This window comes from Micromonospora sp. SD19, assembly GCF_054462275.1.
Genome location: NZ_JBTLMN010000010.1, coordinates 145,662 through 164,368, shown reverse-complemented (window position 1 = coordinate 164,368; position 18,707 = coordinate 145,662). Strand labels below are relative to the sequence as shown.

Sequence of the window (18,707 nt, the reverse complement as noted above, 5' to 3'; positions counted from 1 at the left end):
CTTCGGGAACCTGTTGACATCAGTCACAACGCTGCGACATGCTGACGCCCCACACCGGATCGTATAGGAAAAGCGCTGGATGATCTTCATTCTGCGCCATCGCGGAACCGCCCGCCATCGCACCTGTGACGCCAGCCCGCGGGTCGGCACCCCGCGACAGCCCGGCGGCGACACGCCTGAGCAACCCCGCAACTGCACGGCGAAGCACATAGCGAGGCCTTAGAAGTCCCCACCCCAGAAAGCAGGCCCGAAGATGCGATATCAGAAGCGAACAGGACGATTGTCCGTTCCCGCCCGGAAGGTGCAGCTGGCGACGGCAGCCATGCTGCTGATGGCCACGACCGTGGCGGCGTGCGGCGGCGACAGCAAGGACGACGGCGCGAAGGCGAGCGCCCCGAAGGCGCCGGCGGCCATCCCGGAGCTCACCAAGGACCCGCTGACCCTCAGCTTCATCTGGTTCGACTGGCCCCCCGCCCAGGCACTGGAAGCCTTCGCGAACGCGGAGTACAAGAAAGAGCGGCCGAACGCCACCATCAAGGTCAACACCGTGCCGAACGCCAACTGGCACGACGCGATGTTCACCCAGTTCGCCGCGCGCAAGACCGACTTCGACATCGCGATCCTGGACTCGCAACACATCGGCGAGGCCGTGACGAACGGCAACATCCTCGACCTCACCGACTTCGTCAAAGAGAACATCGACGTCAACGCCTACAACCCCTACCTCCTGGCGGCGTACGGTCAGTTCCCCCAGGCGGAGACCGGCAAACGCGACGAGAACGCCAGCCTGTACGGGCTGCCGCTGCTCGGCGACACCTGGACGATGATCTACCGCAAGGACCTGATCGGCGACAAGCCACCGCAGACCTGGGACGAGATGATCTCAGCCGCCGAGAAGTGCCAGGCGGACAACCCCGGTGTCAGCGGGCTGGCCTTCCACCAGGCCAACGGCTCCGACGCCGCGGCCGTCACCTACAACACCGTCAACGGCGTCTACGGCGGCAACCTCTGGGACCCCAAGACGCGCAAGATCGACGGTGTCCTCAACGACGCCGCCGGCCAGGAGGCGATGGACGTCCTGGTCAACAAGATGAAGCCGCTGACCGCGAAGGGCTCCGGCAACTGGTTCATCGACGAGGTGAACGCGGCTGTCGCTCAGGGCAAGGCCTGCATCGCGTTCAACTGGATCGCCGCGAGCGGCGGCCTGCTCGACCCGAAGCAGTCGACGCTCGGCACCAGCCGGGAGCAGATTCTCGACAAGCTGGGCTTCGCCACCCTGCCGAGCCAGAAGACGAACCTGGTCCCGCTCGGCGGTATGGGGATGCACATCTCGGCCTACTCCTCGAAGGCGAACCAGGCGGAAGCCCTCAACTTCATGAAGTGGTTCGAGCAGGCTGACGTCCAGAAGAAGTGGGCCGCGGCCGGTGGCGTGCCAGCGCGTACGGACGCCCTGGCGTCGCCGGAGTTCCTCAACGCCGGGCCGTTCAACAAGGTGTACGCCGACTCGGTGCCGCGGATGCGGGACATGTGGAACGTGCCCGAGTACGCGCGCCTCGTCGACATCGAGAACACCAACGTGAACGCGGCGCTCAACGGCGCGAAGAAGCCGAAGGACGCGCTCGACGACATCGCCAAGGAGCAGCAGAACGTGCTCGACTCCAGCAACCGCAAGGGCGGCGGCGGACTGTGAAAGACCCCGCACCGCTGACCACCGACCACCCCGGGCAGGTGGTGTCTGTGACGCCACCTGCACCGGGGCGGTCCCGGCGGCTGAGCGACCGCTGGCTCGCCGTCACGTTCATCTCCCCCGCGATGCTGCTGTTGCTCGGCATGTCGGTGTTCCCGCTGCTGTGGGCGTTGTACCTGTCCTTCACCGACTACTCGGCCACCCGCGGCGGGCCCGCCAACTTCATCGGGTTCGGCAACTACACCGCCATCCTGACGTCGGCGCAGGTCCACACGAGGGCCCTGACCACACTGATCTACGTGGTCGGCGCGGTCGGCCTGCAGACGGTGCTCGGCTTCGGCATCGCCTACCTGATCTCCCGGCGCACGCGCGGGCGGGGAGCGCTGACCACCCTGTTCCTGGTTCCGATGATGCTGTCGCCGGTCGTGGTCGGGCTGTTCTGGCGGTTCATGCTCGACGCGCAGTTCGGCGTGGTCAACAGCATGCTCGGCTCGGTCGGCCTGGGGCAGGTGGAGTGGCTCACCCGGCAGCGGACGGCACTGGTCTCCCTGATCGTCGTCGACACCTGGCAGTGGACGCCGTTCATCATGCTCATCGCGCTCGCGGGCCTCACCGCGGTGCCCAAGTACCTCTACGAGGCCGCCTCGATCGACCGGGCCTCCGAGTGGTTCCGGTTCCGCACGATCACTCTTCCGCTGGTGTGGCCGCTGCTCCTCATCGCCGTGATGTTCCGGGCGATCGAGGCGTTCCGGCTGTTCGACCTCGTCTACATCCTGACCAGCGGAGGTCCGGGTGTCTCCACCGAGACGTTGTCGTTCCACATCTACAAAGTCGCGTTCCTGGGCTTCAACTCCGGAACCGCCTCGGCGTACGGGATCCTCATGGTCCTCGTCGTCATCGTCCTCACGCAGTTCTACCTGCGCTACCTGAACAAGCTCAAGGAGGACTGATGGCCGTCTCCGTTGACGAGGCCGTGTCCACCGGTCCAGCCCCGGACCACGGGCCCCCCGCGCGCCGCCTCGGCGGTCGGGGCCGCTCCGTGGTGGAGATCGCGCTGCTGACCGTCCTGGCCGTGGTGATGCTCTTTCCGGTGCTGTGGATGCTCGAGACGTCGATCAAGGAGAACCGGGACGTCTACGCCATCCCGGCCAAGTTCTTCGACTTCGCCGTCACTCTGCAGCATTACAAGGATGTGTTCGTCGCTCAGGGCGACGGCCGCACGCCGGTGTCCGTCAACTTCCTCAACTCGGTGGTGGTCGCCGGAGCTTCCACGGTGCTGGCCACCGTGCTGGGGGTCCCGGCGGCCTGGGCCTACTCGCGCTTCGCGGTGAAGGCCAAGAAGGACCAACTGTTCTTCATCCTGTCCACCCGCTTCATGCCGCCCGTGGTGGTCGTGATCCCGATCTTCCTGATGTACCGGCAGATCGGCCTCTACGACAACAAGCTCGGCCTGATCCTCATCTACACCGCGTTCAACGTCCCGTTCACGATCTGGATGATGAAGGGGTTCGTCGACGAGGTGCCCGCCGAGTACGAGGACGCCGCCATGCTCGACGGGTACACGCGCCTGCAGGCGTTCTGGCGGTACACCCTGCCGCTGCTCGTGCCCGGCATCGCCGCGACGGCGGTCTTCGCCCTCATCTTCTCGTGGAACGAGTTCGTGTTCGCCACCTTCCTCACCTCCAGCGACAGCGTGCGGACGGCTCCCCCGGCCATCGCCGGCCTGATCGGCGGTACCACCACGGACTGGGGTCTCGTGGCCGCCGCCTCCGTGGTGTTCGCCCTACCGGTGCTCGTCTTCGCGTACCTGGTGCGCAAGCACCTCATCGCCGGTGTGACGCTCGGGGCGGTGCGGCGCTGATGGCGGGCATCGAGGTGACCGCGCTGCACAAGCGCTACCCCGACGGAACGGTAGCGGTCGAGCACGTCGACCTGTCCATCGGCCACGGCGAGCTGTTCGTGATGCTCGGCCCTTCGGGTTGCGGCAAGACGACCACGCTGCGCGCCATCGCCGGCCTGGAGAGGCAGACGGCGGGCGACATCCGCATCGGCGACACGCTGGTCAACGACCTGCGGCCGGCCGAGCGCGACATCGCCATGGTGTTCCAGTTCTACGCTCTCTACCCGCATCTGCGAACCCGCGACAACCTGGCGTTCCCACTGCGGGCCGAGGGCCTGCCCAAGCAGGAGGTGAACGCGCGGGTCGAGGAGGCCGCCCGGCTGATGCGGCTCGGTCCGCTCCTGAACCGACGACCGCGCCAGCTGTCCGGCGGGGAGCAGCAGCGTGTGGCGCTGGCTCGCGCCCTGGTACGCCGACCGCGCGCGTTCCTGATGGACGAACCGCTCACCAACCTGGACGCGGAGCTGCGGGCGGACATGCGCACGGAGATCAAGCACCTGCAGGGAGAGCTGGGGGCGACGATGGTCTACGTCACCCACGACCAGGTCGAGGCGATGTCGCTCGGTCACCGGATCGCCATCCTCAACAAGGGCCGCGTCGAGCAGATCGGCACCCCGCTGGAGGTCTACGACCGTCCGGCGAGTCTCTTCTGCGCCGCGTTCATCGGCTCCCCGCCGATGAACCTGATCGAGGTGGAGATCGCCGACGGGCGGCTGCACGCTCAGGGCGGGTTGGTCCTGACGCCACCGTCGGGCCTGCCACGCGATCGTCGCCTGGTCGCCGGCGTCCGGCCGGAGGCGCTGGAGGTCACCGCACCGGGGGCGGAAGGCTCGATCCCGGCCCGGGTGGTCTCGGTGGAGTGGCTGGGCGACGAAATCATCTACGTGGTCGACCACGGCGGCCAACGTGACGTCCGGGTCCGGATGCCACCAACTGTTCGTTTCGCCGCTGACGCGAAGGTCGGGCTGCGGCACACCGGCGGAACCCCGGCGGTCTACGACGTGAGCACGGAAGAGCTGGTGGCCTGATGGGAACCGTTGCAGCACAAGGGCTGCGCAAGTCCTTCGGCAAGGTCCAGGCGCTGGACGGGGTGACGCTGGACGTGCCGGACGGCTCGTTCTTCGTCGTACTCGGGCCCTCCGGGGCAGGCAAGACGACGACCCTGCGAGCGATCGCCGGCCTGGAGAAGCTCGAGGCGGGCACGGTACATCTGGACGGCAGGGACGCGACCGGCGACGCCCCGGCCGCACGCGACCTGGCCATGGTCTTCCAGAGCTACGCCCTCTACCCGCGACACACGGTGTACGAGAACATCGCCTCGCCGTTGCGGGCACGCCGCTGCTCGTCGAGCGAGATCGCCGCCGCCGTGCAGAAGATGTCGAGCCTGCTGCACATCGAACGCCTCCTGCAGCGTCGTCCCGCCCAACTGTCCGGCGGTGAGATGCAGCGTGTCGCACTGGCCCGGGCACTGGTCCGTAGCCCGCGCGCGTTCCTGATGGACGAGCCGCTGACGAACCTCGACCTCAAGCTCCGGGTCGAGATGCGCACCGAGCTCACCCGCATCCACCGCAGCCTCGGCGCCACCTTCGTCTACGTGACCAACGACCAGGTCGAGGCGCTGTCCATGGCCGACCAGGTCGCGGTCCTCAAGGAGGGCAAGGTGCAACAGGTCGGAACGCCGACCGAGGTGTACGAGCGTCCCGCCAACCAGTGGGTCGCCGGATTCGTCGGGAGCCCGCCGATCAGCCTGCTCACCTGCCGCGCCGAGGGAGATCGTCTGGTCGGCGCGGACGGCTGGACGCTGCCGCGACCCCGCTGGGCCACGGCTGAGGACGGTCAGGCGCTGCTGCTGGGCCTGCGCGCGGAGGACCTCTCCGTCGAGCAGCGTGGGGACGCGTCGTTGTCGGGCGAGCTCTACGGGCTTGAGCCGCTCGGTGACCGAACGGTGGTCGACGTCCGGGTGGGGACGGAGATCGTCAAGGTCAAGGCACGACCCACCGTCAGCGGTACGCCGGGCGAGCGACTGTCGGTCACCGTCGACCTGGACCGTGCGCACCTGTTCGACGCGGGCTCCGGGCTGTCGTTGTCCGAGGCGGGGCGGTAACCGCGGCCGGCGGCGACGGCACCACGCGCCAACGAGTGGCAGCCGGGGGCCGGCGGACCGTCAGCAGTGCGTACGGCCTGACGACGCCCGGCCGGGCGCGGCCCGAGAAGACGACCGGTGGCGTCGGTCCGTGCGCACAGCCGCGGTCGCTGAGCCACGACGGACATCACCAGGAAGATCACAGGAGGCGACGGAATGAGTGATCCGATGAACGTCCTGGCCCCGGAGCACCGGCGGCTCCGGATCGGCGACGCCTGGCGCGACGCCGCAAGCGGAGCCACGTTCGCCGTCGAGGACCCCGCAACCGGCAAGACCATCGCCGAGGTGGCGGACGCCGACGTCGGTGACGGACTCGCCGCGCTGGACGCGGCGAGCGCGGCGATGGCGGAGTGGGCGGCGACCCCACCGCGGAAACGGTCAGAGTTGTTGACAGCGACGTACCGGGCGCTGACCGGGCGATCCGAGGAGGTCGCCCGGCTGATCACGCTCGAGATGGGCAAGCCGCTCGCCGAGGCTCGGGCGGAGGTGGCCTACGGCGCCGAGTTCTTCCGCTGGTTCGCCGAGGAGGCGGTGCGCGTCGAGGGCCGGTACAACACCGCTCCCGCAGGTGGATACCGCATCCTCACCGTACCGAAGCCGGTCGGGCCGTGCGTCTTCGTGACGCCCTGGAACTTCCCGTTGGCCATGGGTGCCCGCAAGATCGCTCCCGCCCTGGCGGCGGGCTGCACGACGATCACCAAGCCGGCGGCCCAGACGCCACTCACCATGCTGTTGCTGGCCCGCATCATGGAGGAGGTCGGCATACCCCCGGGGGTGGTCAACGTGGTGACCACCAAGCGTTCCGGCGCGGTGGTCTCCGCGCTGCTGGCCGACGGTCGGACCCGCAAGCTCTCGTTCACCGGGTCGACCGAGGTCGGGCGCGTGCTGCTGCGACAGGCAGCGGACAACGTGCTGCGTACCTCAATGGAACTGGGCGGCAACGCGGCCCTGATCGTGTGTGCCGACGCGGACCTGGACGTCGCGCTCGACGGCGCCATGGTGGCCAAGATGCGCAACATCGGGGAGTCCTGCATCGCGGCCAACCGGATCTACGTCGAGGAGCCGGTGCGCGAGGAGTTCACGGCGCGCTTCGCCGAGCGGATGGGCGCGCTGTCGATGGGCCATGGTCTCGACGACGGCGTGACCGTCGGGGCGTTGATCGACGAGGTCTCGGTCGCCAAGATTGACGAGCTCGTCGCCGACGCGGTCGACCGCGGCGCCCGGGTCCTGGTGGGCGGTGAGCGTCCGGATGGGCCGGGCCACTTCTACCCGCCCACAGTCCTCGCCGACGTGCCCGACGATGCGCGGATGCTGCAGGAGGAGATCTTCGGCCCGGTCGCGCCGATCATCTCGTTCACGTCCGACGACGAGGTGATGGCGAAGGCCAACGACACCGAGTACGGCCTGGTCGGGTACATCTTCACCCGTGACCTTCAGCGGGCGCTGCGGTTCGCCGAAGGGCTGGACACCGGGATGCTCGGCATCAACCGTGGCCTGATATCGGATCCGTCAGCTCCGTTCGGTGGCGTGAAGCAGTCCGGGATCGGCAAGGAGGGATCACACGAGGGAATCCTCGAGTATCTCGACGTCACCTACGCGGCGATCGACCTGCCGTGACCGACCTGCCACCCCGGGCACCCGCCCCGCACATCGCCGCCGACGTTCCGGAGAGGCACCGACATGCTTGAGACCGTCCGCGGACCACGCCAACTGATAGTGGGCGAAGGGGTCGCGCAGAACATCCCACGAGTGGTGGCCGAGAGTGGCTCGCGAGTCCTCGTCGTGACCGACCAGGTTCTTCTCGGGCAGCCGGGGGTGGCCGAGATCGTGGCCGCCGTGCGGGAGAAGGTCGAGGCCGTCGAGGTGTTCGCCGACGCGACTCCCGACGTGCCGCTGACCGATGTCGCACTCGCCGTCTCGGCCGCCGCCAAGGTGGACGCCGACGTGATCCTCGCCATCGGGGGCGGCACGGTGATCGACCTCGCCAAGATCGTCGGCGTCATCCGGTGCCACGGTGGGACGCCACGCGACTTCTACGGCGAGTCGAAGGTGCCGGGGCCGACGATCCCTCTCGTGGCTGTCCCGACGACGTCGGGCACCGGCTCGGAGCTCACCCCCGTCTCGGTGTTGACCGACCCGGACCGCGAACTGAAGGTGGGCGTCTCCAGCGTCCACATCGTGCCCGACTTCGCCATCGTCGACCCCGAACTCACCTACTCCTGCCCGGCGAGCGTCACCGCCCACTCGGGCATCGACGCGTTCTGCCACGCGGTGGAGAGCTACACCGCGCGGCCCCGCGCCCACGGACCGCGCGACCCGGTGGAGCAGGTCTTCCTCGGTCGCAACCCGGTCACCGACCACTACGCGCTGCTGGCCGCGGAACGGATCGCCCGTAGCCTGCGTCGTGCCGTCAGCAACGGAGGCGACACGGACGCCCGCGCGGACATGTCCTACGGGTCCATGCTCGCCGGGATCGCCTTCTCCCACGCGGGCAACGCGGCCCCGCACGCTCTCCAGTACCCCATCGGCGCGGCCACGCACACGCCGCACGGCCTGGGCGTCGGGCTGCTGCTGCCCTACGCGCTGGACGCGGCGAGGGACGCCATCGCCGACCGGTTGGCCGTCCTCGCCCGGGTGTGCGGGCTCGACGTCGCCGACGCCTCCGACGCCGAGGCCGCGGAGGTGTTCCTCACCTGGCTCGACGGGCTCCTTGCCGACATCGGCATCCCCCGCACCCTGGCCGACATCGGCGTGGCCCGCGCGGACCTGCCGCGCTTCGCGGAGATGGCCAGTGGCGTCACCCGGTTGATCCAGAACCATCCGGGCCCGACCGACACCGCCAGCCTGACCGCGATCCTCGAAGCGGCCTGGACCGGGGACCGGACCCGACACGTCCTGACCCCGAGCACAGCCAGCGACCTGCCTTTCCCCTGACGACGACCGTCCCGGGGGCCCGTACCGTCAGCCCCCGGCACACGTCGTGAGCAGCGCGGCGTCGGCGATTCCCGGCACGCCGACGTGGGCGGCGGTTTCATTCGCCGGCCTTCCACTCGAAACCGTCAGGGTCGGTGAAGGTTCCGGCGCCGCTGCCGATGACGAGCCGGTGTGATCCGGTGCCGTCGGGCGAGACGCCCGCGTCCTTGGCGGCGGCACGACGGCCGTACAGCGCCAGCTTGATGTTCGACGTGGCGAACTCGACGTACTTGCGGCCGAAGCTCTTGGCCACGGTGAGACCGTGGTCGACGTAGAACCGTTTGGTCGCGGCGACGTCGTCCACTCCCAGCAGGAGCACCATCTCGTCGATGTGCCGGTTGGCCGGTCCGGTGTCCTTCTTCGCCGATGTCGCGATCTTCCAGATCGTGCCGTACGGGTCACGCAGTACCCCGCCGTAGCCCCAGAAACTCTTCGCGGCCGGCTTCAGTGTCGTCGCTCCGCCGGCAAGGGCATCGCCGAAGAGGCTGTTGACGGTGCCCGGCTGGGACACCACGAGCGAGACGGCGAAGCCACGGAAACCGGTGGTGGGTGCGTCCGACGCGCCGACGCGCAGACGGGGACCGAGGCCGAAGGCCGCGGTGTAGAAGTCCTGGGCGGGCGCCGGGGCCGGCACTTCGAGCGTGACGGAGTCGATGGTGAGCATGAGTGGTTCCTTTCGGGCTGTGCGGTTCTCGGTTGCCGGACCGCGAAGGAGTGAAGGCGGATCGGGGATCTGGCGGTGCTGAACGCGGCGGCGGCTCGGACGAGCCCTGCCGCTCACCTGTCCTGAAGCAGTCCCAACAGGTTGCCGTCGGGATCGGCGACGGTAGCCACGAGGCGGCCGCCGCCGACATCGTGTGCCGCTTCGGTCACCGTGGCGCCGACGGCGCTCAGCTCGGCCAGCTTCGCTTCGATGTCCGTGACGTGCCAGTAGGTCAGGGGCGCGGTCAGGCCCTGCGGTCCACCGCCCGGCACCAGGCCGATGTGCTGGCCTGCCGCGTTGAAGCCGACGTAGTAGACCGATTCGTCCGTCGGCGGTACGCCGAGCAGCGCCTCGTACACCGCCGTGGCGCTGGCCAGATCCGACACCGGGTGCAGCACGGTCCGGATGCCCTGCGTGGACGAGTTCGCCATGGTCACTCCCTAGGTCGCGGGCCGCTGCCGGCCCGGTCGGTTGCGTGTCCACAGCATGTCCTCCGGCGTGCCCGGCGCGGATCCGTGGCGACCACGGAGTCGACCACGGAACCGGCACACGGAGAGGCGTACGACAGAATGGGGTGGTGGTTGACGTCTCCCCTCGGGAAGCCGAGGTGCTTGCCCTGCTCGGAGACCATCTCAGCAACGCGGAGATCGGCGCACGACTCTTCATCTCGGTGCGTACCGTGGAGACACACGTCTCCTCGCTGCTGCGCAAGCTGGAGGTCCCGGATCGCCGTGCGCTCGCCCAGCGGGCGCGTGAGGTGGCCGGCGGTGGTGCCGCGCCCCAGGCGCCGGTTCTGCCGGCCCCGCTGACCTCGTTCGTCGGTCGGGTGAGCGAGCGAGCTGAGCTGAGCGAGCTGATCCGGGCTCACCGTCAGGTGAGTGCGGTCGGGCCGGGCGGAGTGGGCAAGACCCGCCTCGCGCTGGCGGTGGCCTCGCAAGCAGGTGGTGACTACCCCGACGGTGTGTGGTTCGTCGATCTGGTTCCGGTCGCCGACCCCGACATGATCGCGGCTGCGGTCGCCGTGGCGCTCGGTCTGGGCGAGCAGCCCGGTCGGGACATGACCGAGTCCGTTCTCGCCGCGTTGGCCGACCGCCAGGCGTTGCTGGTGCTCGACAACTGCGAACACGTACTGGACGGGGTGGCGGTCCTTCTCGAGCGGCTCTTGGCGGCGTGTCCGGCAGTGACGGTGCTGGCTACCAGTCGGGCACGGCTCATGGTGCCGTTCGAGCGGGTGTATCCGGTGCCGCCGCTGTCGCTGGGTGTCGACGGCGAGTCGGACGCGGTCGCGTTGTTCATGCAACGGGCGGCAGCGGTGGGCTGGCCGCTGGATCCTCCGCTGCGCGACCAGGTCGCCTCGATCTGTGAGCGCCTCGACGGAATGGCGTTGGCGATCGAGTTGGCTGCCGCACGCTATCCGATGCTGGGTCTGGATGGCATCACCGCCGCCCTGTCCCATCCGCTCCGAATGCTCACCGGCGGTGCCCGTACCGATGACCGGCACCGGTCGGTGCGCGCCACACTGGACTGGAGCCACGCCCTGCTGGAGCCTGCCGACCGGGCGCTGCTGCGCCGGGTGTCGGTCTTCGTGGCGCCGTTCACCACTTCGGCGGCAGCGGAGGTGGCCGAGACGGAGGAGGGCATCGTCGCCGACGGGCTGGCCCGGCTCGCTGAACAGAGCCTGCTGGTGGTGAGGACGTTCCCTGGTGGAACCGAGTACCGGGCGCTGGAACCCATCCGCCAGTACGGGACGGAGCGGCTCGCCGAGGCCGGCGAGCTGGTGGAGTCCCGTCACCGGCACCTTCGCTGGTGTCTGGCCACTGCCGCTGACCTTGCGGTGGTGCGGGCGGATTGGCGTGCCCGGTTCGACCCGGTGGCGGACGAGCTTCGCGCCGCGCTGTCGTGGGCGGTCGACCGGCCGGAGCAACGCATGGACGCCTATCACCTTGCCCGCCAGCTGGCGGAGATGGCCTTCATTCGTAACCTGGTCGGCGAGTCTCAGCTGCGGTATGAGCAGGCGGCCGCGCTCGCTGTCGAGCCCGCTGCCGAGGCATCGATGCTCCGGCACGCCGCTGCCGTGGCTGGATGCCGCATGCGCGGTGACGACATGCACCGTCTTTGGCAGGCGGCCGCGCAGGCCGCCCGCCGAGCGGGAGATGCCGCCGGTGCCGCCTCCGACCTGGCGACCGCTGCCACCAACACCTACCGGTTCTGGAGCAGGTTCGAACTACTTCCGCCGCCGGAGGAGTCGATCGCGCTCATCCGCGAGGCACGAGAGCTGGCCGGCGACGACCCGGCCGCCCAGGCCGCGGTGGCGCTGGCCGAGGCTGGGGTGCTCAGCGACGCGTTCGGCGCAGCCCAGGGCCCACCCGAAAACGCGGTACCCGAGACGATCGCGCGCGCCGAGCGGGCCGTCACACTCGCACACCGAACGCGCGACCCGCTCGCCGAGGCCGCGGCGCTCGATGCGCTCACCGGTGCCCAGTGCTGGGCCGGCGAGACGTTCACCAGCGCAGCCACGGCGCGACGCCGGGTCGCGCTGCTCTCGTCCCTACCAGCTGCCCCGGCCAACACCCATGAACTGCTCGACGCCCTCGGCAACGCCACCGAGGCCAGCCTTGGCGCGGGCGATCTGCCAGCCGCCCGCCGGTTGGCACGGCAGATCGCCGACCACCCGCTGCTCGTGGAGGTTGGTCATCGTGCCACCAGTTGGCTGCTGGTGGCCGACGCGCTCGCGGGTAACACCGACGACGTACTGGCCGGCAGTGTGCGGTTCCTCGACGCGTGGCAGCGGGCCGGCAGCCCCGCCAGGTCAGTCCTCGGTCCTGCGGCAGCCGGCGTTGCGATGATCCATGGTCTCCGTGACGATCGGGAGGCCCAGAGCGTCTGGACCGCGGTCCTGAAACAGCTCGGCGTCTCACACGAACAGACCTATGGCTACGGACCGGTCTTCGACGCGATGCTGCTGCTGCACCGGGGGCAGGCGCCAGAGGCGCTGGAACGGATGGCTCCCGAGCCGGGCGACGTGTGGAAGTCAGTCACCTGGATCTGGTTGCACTGGTATGTCGCGCTGCGCGCCGAGGCCGCGGTGCTCGCCGGGGGCCCGGGCGCTCGTGACCATCTGGCCGAGGCCAGGACCGTCGTGGCCGGCAACGTCGTCGCGGAGGCCATGGTGCAACGAGCGGAAGCGCTGCTCGACGGCGATCAACAGGCGCTGCTCGCTGCGGCAGGTACGTTCGACGCCGCCGGCTGCCGATACCAGTCCGCACGGACCCTGGTGTTCGCCGGTGGCGGCCATGCCCGGCGGGGCGCGGCCATACTCGGCGACCTTGGGCTCGCCCCCATGGTCCCCTGCCGACTCCAGATCACCTCGACCTGAGCTTCCGCCGATCCGGTGCACCGCCATGACCGCCTCGTCGCTGGTCTGCCGGCCTCCACAGCTGCTCCGCTCATAGTGCGGACGGCCGGGCTCGACGTCGGGTCACTCCTGCGGTGCGATCAGCGTGTCGTCGGTGGCGTCGCGGACCGTGATCGCCTCCACCGGGCAGGAGTCGGCGGCGTCGACGATGGCCTCGGCCGGGGCGACGACGTCGGCAAGCGGCGCGGACTGGCCGCCGACCAGGCGGAAGTGCTCGGGTGCGGTACCGGCGCAGATGCTCGTGCCGATGCAGCGGCGCGAGTCCACCCCGATCCGCCAGGCGGCACTCACCAGGCCACCGGCATGCCGAGCAGGCCCCGGACCAACATGCCCCGCTTCCACTGCAACTCCTCCTCGGGTACGGCGAGCCGCAATCCGGGCAGGCGAGTCACCAGTGTGGCGACGGCGACCTGCAACTCCATGCGGGCCAGCTGCGCGCCGACGCAGTGGTGAACGCCGTGCCCGAAGCCCAGGTGCGGGTTCTGCTCGCGGCCGAGGTCCAGCCGGTCCGGGTCGGCGAAGACGGTAGCGTCCCGGTTCGCCGACGACAGTGAGCCGAGGACCGGCTCACCGGCCCGGACCAGCACCCCGCCGACCTCGACGTCCTCCTTGGCGTACCGGGCGAAGGAGGAACCGACGCCCAGCGGTACGTACCGCAACAACTCCTCGACCGCGGCCGGCACCAGCGACGGGTCGGCCCGTAGCCGAGCGAGCTGGTCCGGATTGTGCAGCAGGACGTACACGAAGTTGGGGATCTGGGTCACTGTGGTTTCGTGGCCGGCCGCGAGCAGCCCTCCGGCCAGCTCCACCAGCTCGGTCTCGCTGAGCCGATCCTCGTTCTCGTCGCGGGCGCGCACCAACGCGCCGAGCAGGTCGTCGATCCCCGGCTCGCGGCGGCGCTCGGCGACCAGATCACCGATGTAGCCCCAGAGATTGTTCAGGTACTCCTGGATCGTCTCCATGGGCAGCGAGGTGGTCGAGACGATTGCCTCGGACCAGGTGTGGAAGCGGTCGCGGTCGGCGTACGGGACGCCGAGCAGCTCGCAGATCACCTGGATCGGCAACGGTGTGGCGACGTGCTCCACCAGGTCGGCCGGAGGACCGAGGCGGACCATGTCATCGACCAGCGTGTCGGCGATCTCCTGGGTGCGGGGGCGCAGCGCCTCCACCCGGCGGGCCGTGAACGCCTTTGCCACCAGCCGGCGCAGCCGAGTGTGATCGGGCGGGTCCATGGTCAGCATGCCGCTGTACTGCTGGCGCGGGGTGAGCCTGGGCTCGTCGCGCTGGACGGCCGGGGCGCGGCCGAACCGGACGTCGCCGAGGACCGTACGGACGTCCTCGTACCGGGTGGCGAGCCACGCCTCCTCACCGTAGGGGAGCTGCACCCGGGTCATCGGCTCGCTCTCGCGCAGCTGGCCGTAGGTCGGGTCGACGACGAGGCGGTCAGGAACGCTGAACGGGTACGCCCGCGCGGGTGGAACGGTTCGGCTCTCGGTGGTCGGCGCGCTCTCCGTCATCCGGATTCCCTTCGTCGAGGCGGCGTGATCCTCAGGCCGGCGCCGTGTGGTGGCGGCGCCGGACTGCCAGCGTCCAGAACCTCACGACAGCACACATCAACGCTCAGTGATATGTCGATGTCGGATCGTATCGATAGATGAGGATGATCGCCATGGCGGCCGGTCCGCGCCCGTACGGGGAACTCATCCCACGGTGAAGTGTTTGTCCCCGCCCGGGCTCTCGAGTTCGTCGAGGACGGCGACGGCGAGGTCCTCCGCCGAGATTCGGGACGCGCGGTCGGCACCGGTGATGAGCGTCGCGGTGCCCCGTCGGTACGTACCGGTGCGGGTTCCGGGTTCGAGGATGGCGGGCGGGCTCAGGTAGACCCAGTCGGCCCGGTGCGCCCGGCAGGCGCCGAGTTGCGCGATGCTGGCGGCGGCGATGCTTCGCCAGGCCCGCGGCACGTACTCCGGGCTGTCGAGGACGAGGCGGTCGGGATGCCCGGGGATCCGCAGCGGGGCAGCACCGCCAACGACGACGATGCGCGTCCGGGCCGCCTCGGCCGCGTCGAGCAGCGTCGTGGTGGTCGCGGCGACGGTGTGTTCGTACCCGGGGGCGGGACGGATCGCCGCCACTATCGCGTCCGTGCCGTCGAAGAGGCGGCTGAGCCGGCCGGGATCGTCAGTGTCGCCGGCGACGGCGGTCACGCCGCGCGGCAGTGCCGCCGGCCTCCGCCTTCGGACGATGGCGATCGGGTCGTGTCCCCTGCGTGCGGCCTCGTCGACGACGCGCGAACCGACCATTCCGGCGGCTCCGACCACGGCGATCTTCATCGAGTTGCCCCTTCCGGTACGAGTTGGGCGCCCGGGTGGCGCGGGCGGGTCGGCGCGGGTAGCTGCCCCGCGACGATTGCGGCCAGTGCGAGCCCGAAGCCGAGAAGCTCGATCGGGCCGAGCGTCTGATCGAGCAGGACGGCACCGAGCAGCGCGGCGACCAGCGGCGACAGCAGACCGAGGACGGCGACGGAGGTCACCGGCAGCGCGATGACGCCACGGAACCACAGCACATACGCGCACAGGCCGCCGACCAGGCCCAGCCAGAGGTAGCCGAGAACAGCGGGCGGGTCGATCGCTGGTGGTGGTCCTTCGACGAGGAAGGTGACGGGCACCAGGAAGAGACCGCCCGCGCTGAGCTGCCAACCGGCGAAGGCCATCGGGCTCACCCCGGCGGGACGTTGCCAACGCTTGGTGAGGGCCACCCCGAGCGCCATCGTGGTCGCGCCGAGGAGGCCGGCCACGATCCCCACGGCGTCGAACGTGGCATTCGGTCCGATCACCACCAGGCCGACGCCCAGCACCCCGGTGACGCCCCAGACGGCGCGCCAGGCGGAGAATCCCTCCCGCAGGAGCGTCGCGGCCAGGACCGCGACGACGAGCGGCTGCACCGCCCCCAGGGTCGCCGCGACGCCTCCCGGCAGCCGCTCGGCCGCGACGAAGAGCAGCGGGAAGAAGAGCCCGATGTTCAGTATGCCGAGCGTCGCCGCTTTCCCCCACCACGCGCCGCTCGGCAGCGTACGGGTGAACGCCAGCGCCACCAGTCCGGCGGGCAACGCGCGCAGGAGTCCGGCGAACAACGGGTGGCCGGGCGGAAGAAGCTCGGTGGTGACGACGTAGGTGGTGCCCCACGCCAGCGGCGCGAGCGCGGTCAGTGCGGTACGCGGCAGGTTGTTGGAGAAGCCGGCTCCGCCGACGGGTCTCTGCGCTCCGGAACGTGTCATGTCAGAAGTCTCGCCGCGCGCTCATTGATGAGTCCAATGCATGTTTGTCATCCGACCGATCTACAGAGAAGATGGATCGGTGGAGCTTCACCAACTGCGCTACGTCCTCGCCGTGGCCGAGACGAGCAGTTTCACCAGGGCCGCCGAACGGTGCCTGGTCGTCCAGTCCGCGTTGAGTCACCAGATCGCGCGGCTGGAACGGGAACTCGGTGCGCGGCTCTTCGAGCGGACCAGCCGCCGGGTGCGGCTGACCCCGGCGGGCGCGGCGTTCCTCCCCGCCGCCCGCCAGTGTCTGGACGCCGCCGAACGCGCGGCCGCCGAGGTCGCGGCGGCGGTGGGAGAGGTACGGGGACGACTGAGGGTGGGTCTGATCCCCACGGTTGCGGCCGTCGACATTCCGGCCACCCTCCGCGTGTTCCGCCAGCGGTACCCGTACGTTCGCGTCGGCCTCCGTGTCGGCGGGAGCGACGCACTCGTGGAGCAGGTCAGGCAGGGCGTCATCGACGTGGCGTTCCTGGGGCTGCCGGAAACGGTGCAACCAAAGGGCGTCGACGTGCACGAATTGGCCCGGGACCGGCTCGTCGCCGTGATCGCCCCGGACCATCCGCTCGCGGAGGAACCGGCAGTCGACCTCGACCGGCTCGCCGCCGAGGTCTTCGTCGACTTTCCGGTGGGCAGCGCCGGGCGGGCCCAGACCGATCAGGCGTTCTCCGCCGCCGGCCTCGCCCGCGACGTCGCGTTCGAAGTGACCGCCGCCGACCTGATGGCCGACCTCGTCGCTGCCGGTCTCGGCGTCGCCATGCTCCCCTCCGCCTACGTGCCACGACTCAATGGGGTGACCACCATTGCGGTCGCCGACGCGCCGGCCCGGGTCGAGCACCTCGTCTGGAGTCGCCTGGGCCGGACCCCCGCGGTAAACGCCTTTCTCGCTGTTCTGAAGATCCCGGGCGGGGCACACCCGGAGCGGCAGCGACCCGGCCGGTAATCACGACCCTGGCGGACGTGCCCGGCGGCTGGCGGTGAATATGTGGCGGAGAGGTCGTCCCTGGCGATGATCGAGCGGGGACGCGTCGTCACCATCTCCTCGATCGTCGCCGCAATGGGCTTCCACCGCTTGATCGCGCACCGGGTGACGACTCCCGGGCGGGAGGTATTCACTCATCAGCTGGCCTACGACGTGGGACGACGCGGCCTGACGAGGAACCCAGTGGTACCAAAATGACCAGCGCCTTCGCGTGGCACACGCCCGGAACGCATTAATGGGCGACGTCGATCGATTGCGTCGGAGGTATTGACGAAATGGCGGCGACCATCGCCTACCTACTCCCCCAAACCGCAGCGGGCCCACCAGGTGGGTGGCGATTCCCCCAGCAGATTCGCGGCGGAATCAGATCCCTGCGACTGTTACGAACAGCACGAGAGGTGGGCCGCGTCGGTTCAGGTGGCTGCCCGCCGAGAAATGCGCAGAACAGTTCCTTCGCTCGGCCCGGACCTCACGGTGCTGTGCATTAATGACGCCGCGATCAAATCGTGGCCCGCGCTCACTCCCACGCCTGGGAAAGAGACTCGAAGGTCTCCGGATCAGTGTGACACGGAATAACGCAGACGAGATGGCCGCCCGGGGCCCGCAGGGTTACGCACTCCAGCCAGCGGCCGACCTCGACGGCGCCGTGGGCGATCAGTCGGCGGGCCTCCGCCTCGACGTCGTCGGTCTCGATGTCGACGTGGTAGCGAGCCTGGTCATCCACTGCCTGCACCGCCAGCACCAGCCCGGGCAGTGCGCCGTGCAGGGAGGTGAACTGCTGCTCGTCGGGGACCGTACGGGCAGGCACGCCGAGGGCCTCCGACCAGAAGGCGGCAGCTGCCGGTGCCTCACCTCGGGGTACGTCAATCAGGATCGTCGAGAGTCTGCTGCGATGCGCCACGATCAATCATTATCCACATCCATGCGGAGATTCGCCGCCATCGCATGACGGCCAAATGGGGCAAAGAGGAGCCGTCGCGACCGCCCCGACCAGGTCAGGAAGCAAGCGAACCAGCTCAATGCCGTCCATGCCGGATTCGACGACCCACGGCAGCCGGTCGCCGCCAGCGACTACCCGTAGTAACCGTCGATCCGTAGCGGCACTGGCGCACAGCGGCGACGCCTCGCGGTGGGCCGCCACTTTCACTGACGCCTATTCGTTGATCTTGCCCAACGGGCGGAGATGGCGCTCGATCCCGCCCACTCGCTTGTCACCTGGCGCAATACTCCCGCAAGGCAGCTGAGGCGCGGTGTCCGGGCGGATCCGACGACCACATTGGGCTGGACGTGCGCTGCGGATCCGGCGTAGCATCCTGCTCCAGAGAGATCGTCAAGCGATCGCCGCTGGTGAATGCAGCCAGCGGATCGGGGGGAGTAATGAACTATGCGCTGCCGCTGCAATGCCACTTTTCCTGCGCTGCCATAGCGCCACATCCCTGGATTCTTGCCACTGCGCCAGAGGAATGCGGCGAAACACGATGACAAGGCCAGTGCCGACCTTCACGAGCCTATTGGCGTGATGTCGGCTGGTGCGCGCCAGCCTCGGACCGCACTGCAGGCCGCGACGGCCCGGCAGGCATTCCCGCCT

The 18,707-nt window shown here is 69.5% G+C and carries 16 protein-coding genes; 9 read left to right on the top strand and 7 right to left on the bottom strand.

Features of this window, described 5'->3' with window-relative positions:
• Positions 1-331 precede the first annotated feature (331 nt).
• The 7 genes from ACX27O_RS27180 to ACX27O_RS27150 all read left to right on the top strand — a co-directional run bounded on the left by ACX27O_RS27180 (position 332) and on the right by ACX27O_RS27150 (position 8,664).
• Positions 332-1,690: an extracellular solute-binding protein gene (locus ACX27O_RS27180; protein WP_245233510.1), complete on the top strand. Its 1,359-nt coding sequence runs from the start codon at positions 332-334 to the stop codon at positions 1,688-1,690.
• Between the two features lie 47 nt (positions 1,691-1,737).
• Complete coding sequence (locus ACX27O_RS27175) at positions 1,738-2,637, top strand: carbohydrate ABC transporter permease (RefSeq protein WP_036410793.1); 900 nt, start codon at positions 1,738-1,740, stop codon at positions 2,635-2,637.
• Complete coding sequence (locus ACX27O_RS27170; protein WP_030328402.1) at positions 2,637-3,548, top strand: carbohydrate ABC transporter permease; 912 nt, start codon at positions 2,637-2,639, stop codon at positions 3,546-3,548. Before ACX27O_RS27175 ends, ACX27O_RS27170 begins: the two co-directional genes overlap by 1 nt.
• On the top strand, positions 3,548-4,615 hold the full coding sequence (locus tag ACX27O_RS27165; protein ID WP_030328404.1) for an ABC transporter ATP-binding protein: 1,068 nt from the start codon (positions 3,548-3,550) through the stop codon (positions 4,613-4,615). Before ACX27O_RS27170 ends, ACX27O_RS27165 begins: the two co-directional genes overlap by 1 nt.
• Positions 4,615-5,691 (top strand): ABC transporter ATP-binding protein, encoded by a 1,077-nt coding sequence (locus ACX27O_RS27160; protein WP_458940295.1) that lies wholly within the window; start codon positions 4,615-4,617, stop codon positions 5,689-5,691. Before ACX27O_RS27165 ends, ACX27O_RS27160 begins: the two co-directional genes overlap by 1 nt.
• A gap of 195 nt (positions 5,692-5,886) precedes the next feature.
• Positions 5,887-7,347 (top strand): NAD-dependent succinate-semialdehyde dehydrogenase, encoded by a 1,461-nt coding sequence (locus tag ACX27O_RS27155; protein ID WP_458940294.1) that lies wholly within the window; start codon positions 5,887-5,889, stop codon positions 7,345-7,347.
• 63 nt (positions 7,348-7,410) lie between these two features.
• Positions 7,411-8,664 carry an iron-containing alcohol dehydrogenase gene (locus ACX27O_RS27150; RefSeq protein WP_458940293.1) on the top strand — a complete coding sequence of 418 codons (1,254 nt, stop codon included), beginning with the start codon at positions 7,411-7,413 and terminating at the stop codon, positions 8,662-8,664.
• Positions 8,665-8,761: 97 nt separating this feature from the next.
• On the opposite strand, the gene ACX27O_RS27145 is transcribed toward ACX27O_RS27150, so the two are convergent.
• Positions 8,762-9,367, bottom strand: a complete 606-nt coding sequence (locus ACX27O_RS27145; protein WP_210865233.1) for a VOC family protein — start codon at positions 9,365-9,367, stop codon at positions 8,762-8,764.
• Between the two features lie 113 nt (positions 9,368-9,480).
• Positions 9,481-9,837: a VOC family protein gene (locus ACX27O_RS27140; RefSeq protein WP_030328415.1), complete on the bottom strand. Its 357-nt coding sequence runs from the start codon at positions 9,835-9,837 to the stop codon at positions 9,481-9,483.
• A 146-nt stretch (positions 9,838-9,983) separates the two neighbouring features.
• On the opposite strand from ACX27O_RS27140, the gene ACX27O_RS27135 reads away from it, so the two are divergent.
• A complete protein-coding gene (locus ACX27O_RS27135; protein ID WP_458940292.1) occupies positions 9,984-12,782 on the top strand; it encodes an ATP-binding protein in 2,799 nt (932 codons plus the stop codon).
• Between the two features lie 102 nt (positions 12,783-12,884).
• Here the strand turns inward: ACX27O_RS27135 and ACX27O_RS27130 are convergent, their stop codons facing one another.
• The 4 genes from ACX27O_RS27130 to ACX27O_RS27115 all read right to left on the bottom strand — a co-directional run bounded on the left by ACX27O_RS27130 (position 12,885) and on the right by ACX27O_RS27115 (position 16,095).
• Positions 12,885-13,112 (bottom strand): ferredoxin, encoded by a 228-nt coding sequence (locus ACX27O_RS27130; RefSeq protein WP_458940291.1) that lies wholly within the window; start codon positions 13,110-13,112, stop codon positions 12,885-12,887.
• Entirely contained in the window at positions 13,109-14,338 is a 1,230-nt protein-coding gene (locus ACX27O_RS27125; protein WP_210865235.1) for a cytochrome P450, read from the bottom strand. The genes ACX27O_RS27130 and ACX27O_RS27125 overlap by 4 nt, the downstream gene beginning before the upstream one ends.
• 183 nt (positions 14,339-14,521) lie before the next feature.
• Positions 14,522-15,151, bottom strand: a complete 630-nt coding sequence (locus ACX27O_RS27120; RefSeq protein WP_458940290.1) for an NAD(P)-dependent oxidoreductase — start codon at positions 15,149-15,151, stop codon at positions 14,522-14,524.
• The gene (locus ACX27O_RS27115; RefSeq protein WP_458940289.1) at positions 15,148-16,095 is read right to left on the bottom strand and encodes an EamA family transporter; all 948 of its coding nucleotides are present in this window, start codon (positions 16,093-16,095) and stop codon (positions 15,148-15,150) included. Before ACX27O_RS27115 ends, ACX27O_RS27120 begins: the two co-directional genes overlap by 4 nt.
• Before the next feature lie 79 nt (positions 16,096-16,174).
• On the opposite strand from ACX27O_RS27115, the gene ACX27O_RS27110 reads away from it, so the two are divergent.
• Entirely contained in the window at positions 16,175-17,080 is a 906-nt protein-coding gene (locus ACX27O_RS27110; protein WP_358127756.1) for a LysR family transcriptional regulator, read from the top strand.
• A gap of 556 nt (positions 17,081-17,636) precedes the next feature.
• Here ACX27O_RS27110 and ACX27O_RS27105 read toward each other — a convergent pair.
• Positions 17,637-18,020 carry a VOC family protein gene (locus ACX27O_RS27105; RefSeq protein WP_030328428.1) on the bottom strand — a complete coding sequence of 128 codons (384 nt, stop codon included), beginning with the start codon at positions 18,018-18,020 and terminating at the stop codon, positions 17,637-17,639.
• Positions 18,021-18,707: the final 687 nt, after the last annotated feature.

What these genes read in the sequence shown, in the direction of transcription:
- ACX27O_RS27180 (WP_245233510.1), top strand. Translation starts at nt 332, where the DNA reads ATGGCCACGACCGTGGCGGCGTGCGGCGGCGACAGCAAGGACGACGGC.
- ACX27O_RS27170 (WP_030328402.1), top strand. Translation starts at nt 2,637, where the DNA reads ATGGCCGTCTCCGTTGACGAGGCCGTGTCCACCGGTCCAGCCCCGGAC.
- ACX27O_RS27165 (WP_030328404.1), top strand. Translation starts at nt 3,548, where the DNA reads ATGGCGGGCATCGAGGTGACCGCGCTGCACAAGCGCTACCCCGACGGA.
- ACX27O_RS27160 (WP_458940295.1), top strand. Translation starts at nt 4,615, where the DNA reads ATGGGAACCGTTGCAGCACAAGGGCTGCGCAAGTCCTTCGGCAAGGTC.
- ACX27O_RS27155 (WP_458940294.1), top strand. Translation starts at nt 5,887, where the DNA reads ATGAGTGATCCGATGAACGTCCTGGCCCCGGAGCACCGGCGGCTCCGG.
- ACX27O_RS27150 (WP_458940293.1), top strand. Translation starts at nt 7,411, where the DNA reads ATGCTTGAGACCGTCCGCGGACCACGCCAACTGATAGTGGGCGAAGGG.
- ACX27O_RS27145 (WP_210865233.1), bottom strand. Translation starts at nt 9,367, where the DNA reads ATGCTCACCATCGACTCCGTCACGCTCGAAGTGCCGGCCCCGGCGCCC.
- ACX27O_RS27140 (WP_030328415.1), bottom strand. Translation starts at nt 9,837, where the DNA reads ATGGCGAACTCGTCCACGCAGGGCATCCGGACCGTGCTGCACCCGGTG.
- ACX27O_RS27125 (WP_210865235.1), bottom strand. Translation starts at nt 14,338, where the DNA reads ATGACGGAGAGCGCGCCGACCACCGAGAGCCGAACCGTTCCACCCGCG.
- ACX27O_RS27120 (WP_458940290.1), bottom strand. Translation starts at nt 15,151, where the DNA reads ATGAAGATCGCCGTGGTCGGAGCCGCCGGAATGGTCGGTTCGCGCGTC.
- ACX27O_RS27115 (WP_458940289.1), bottom strand. Translation starts at nt 16,095, where the DNA reads ATGACACGTTCCGGAGCGCAGAGACCCGTCGGCGGAGCCGGCTTCTCC.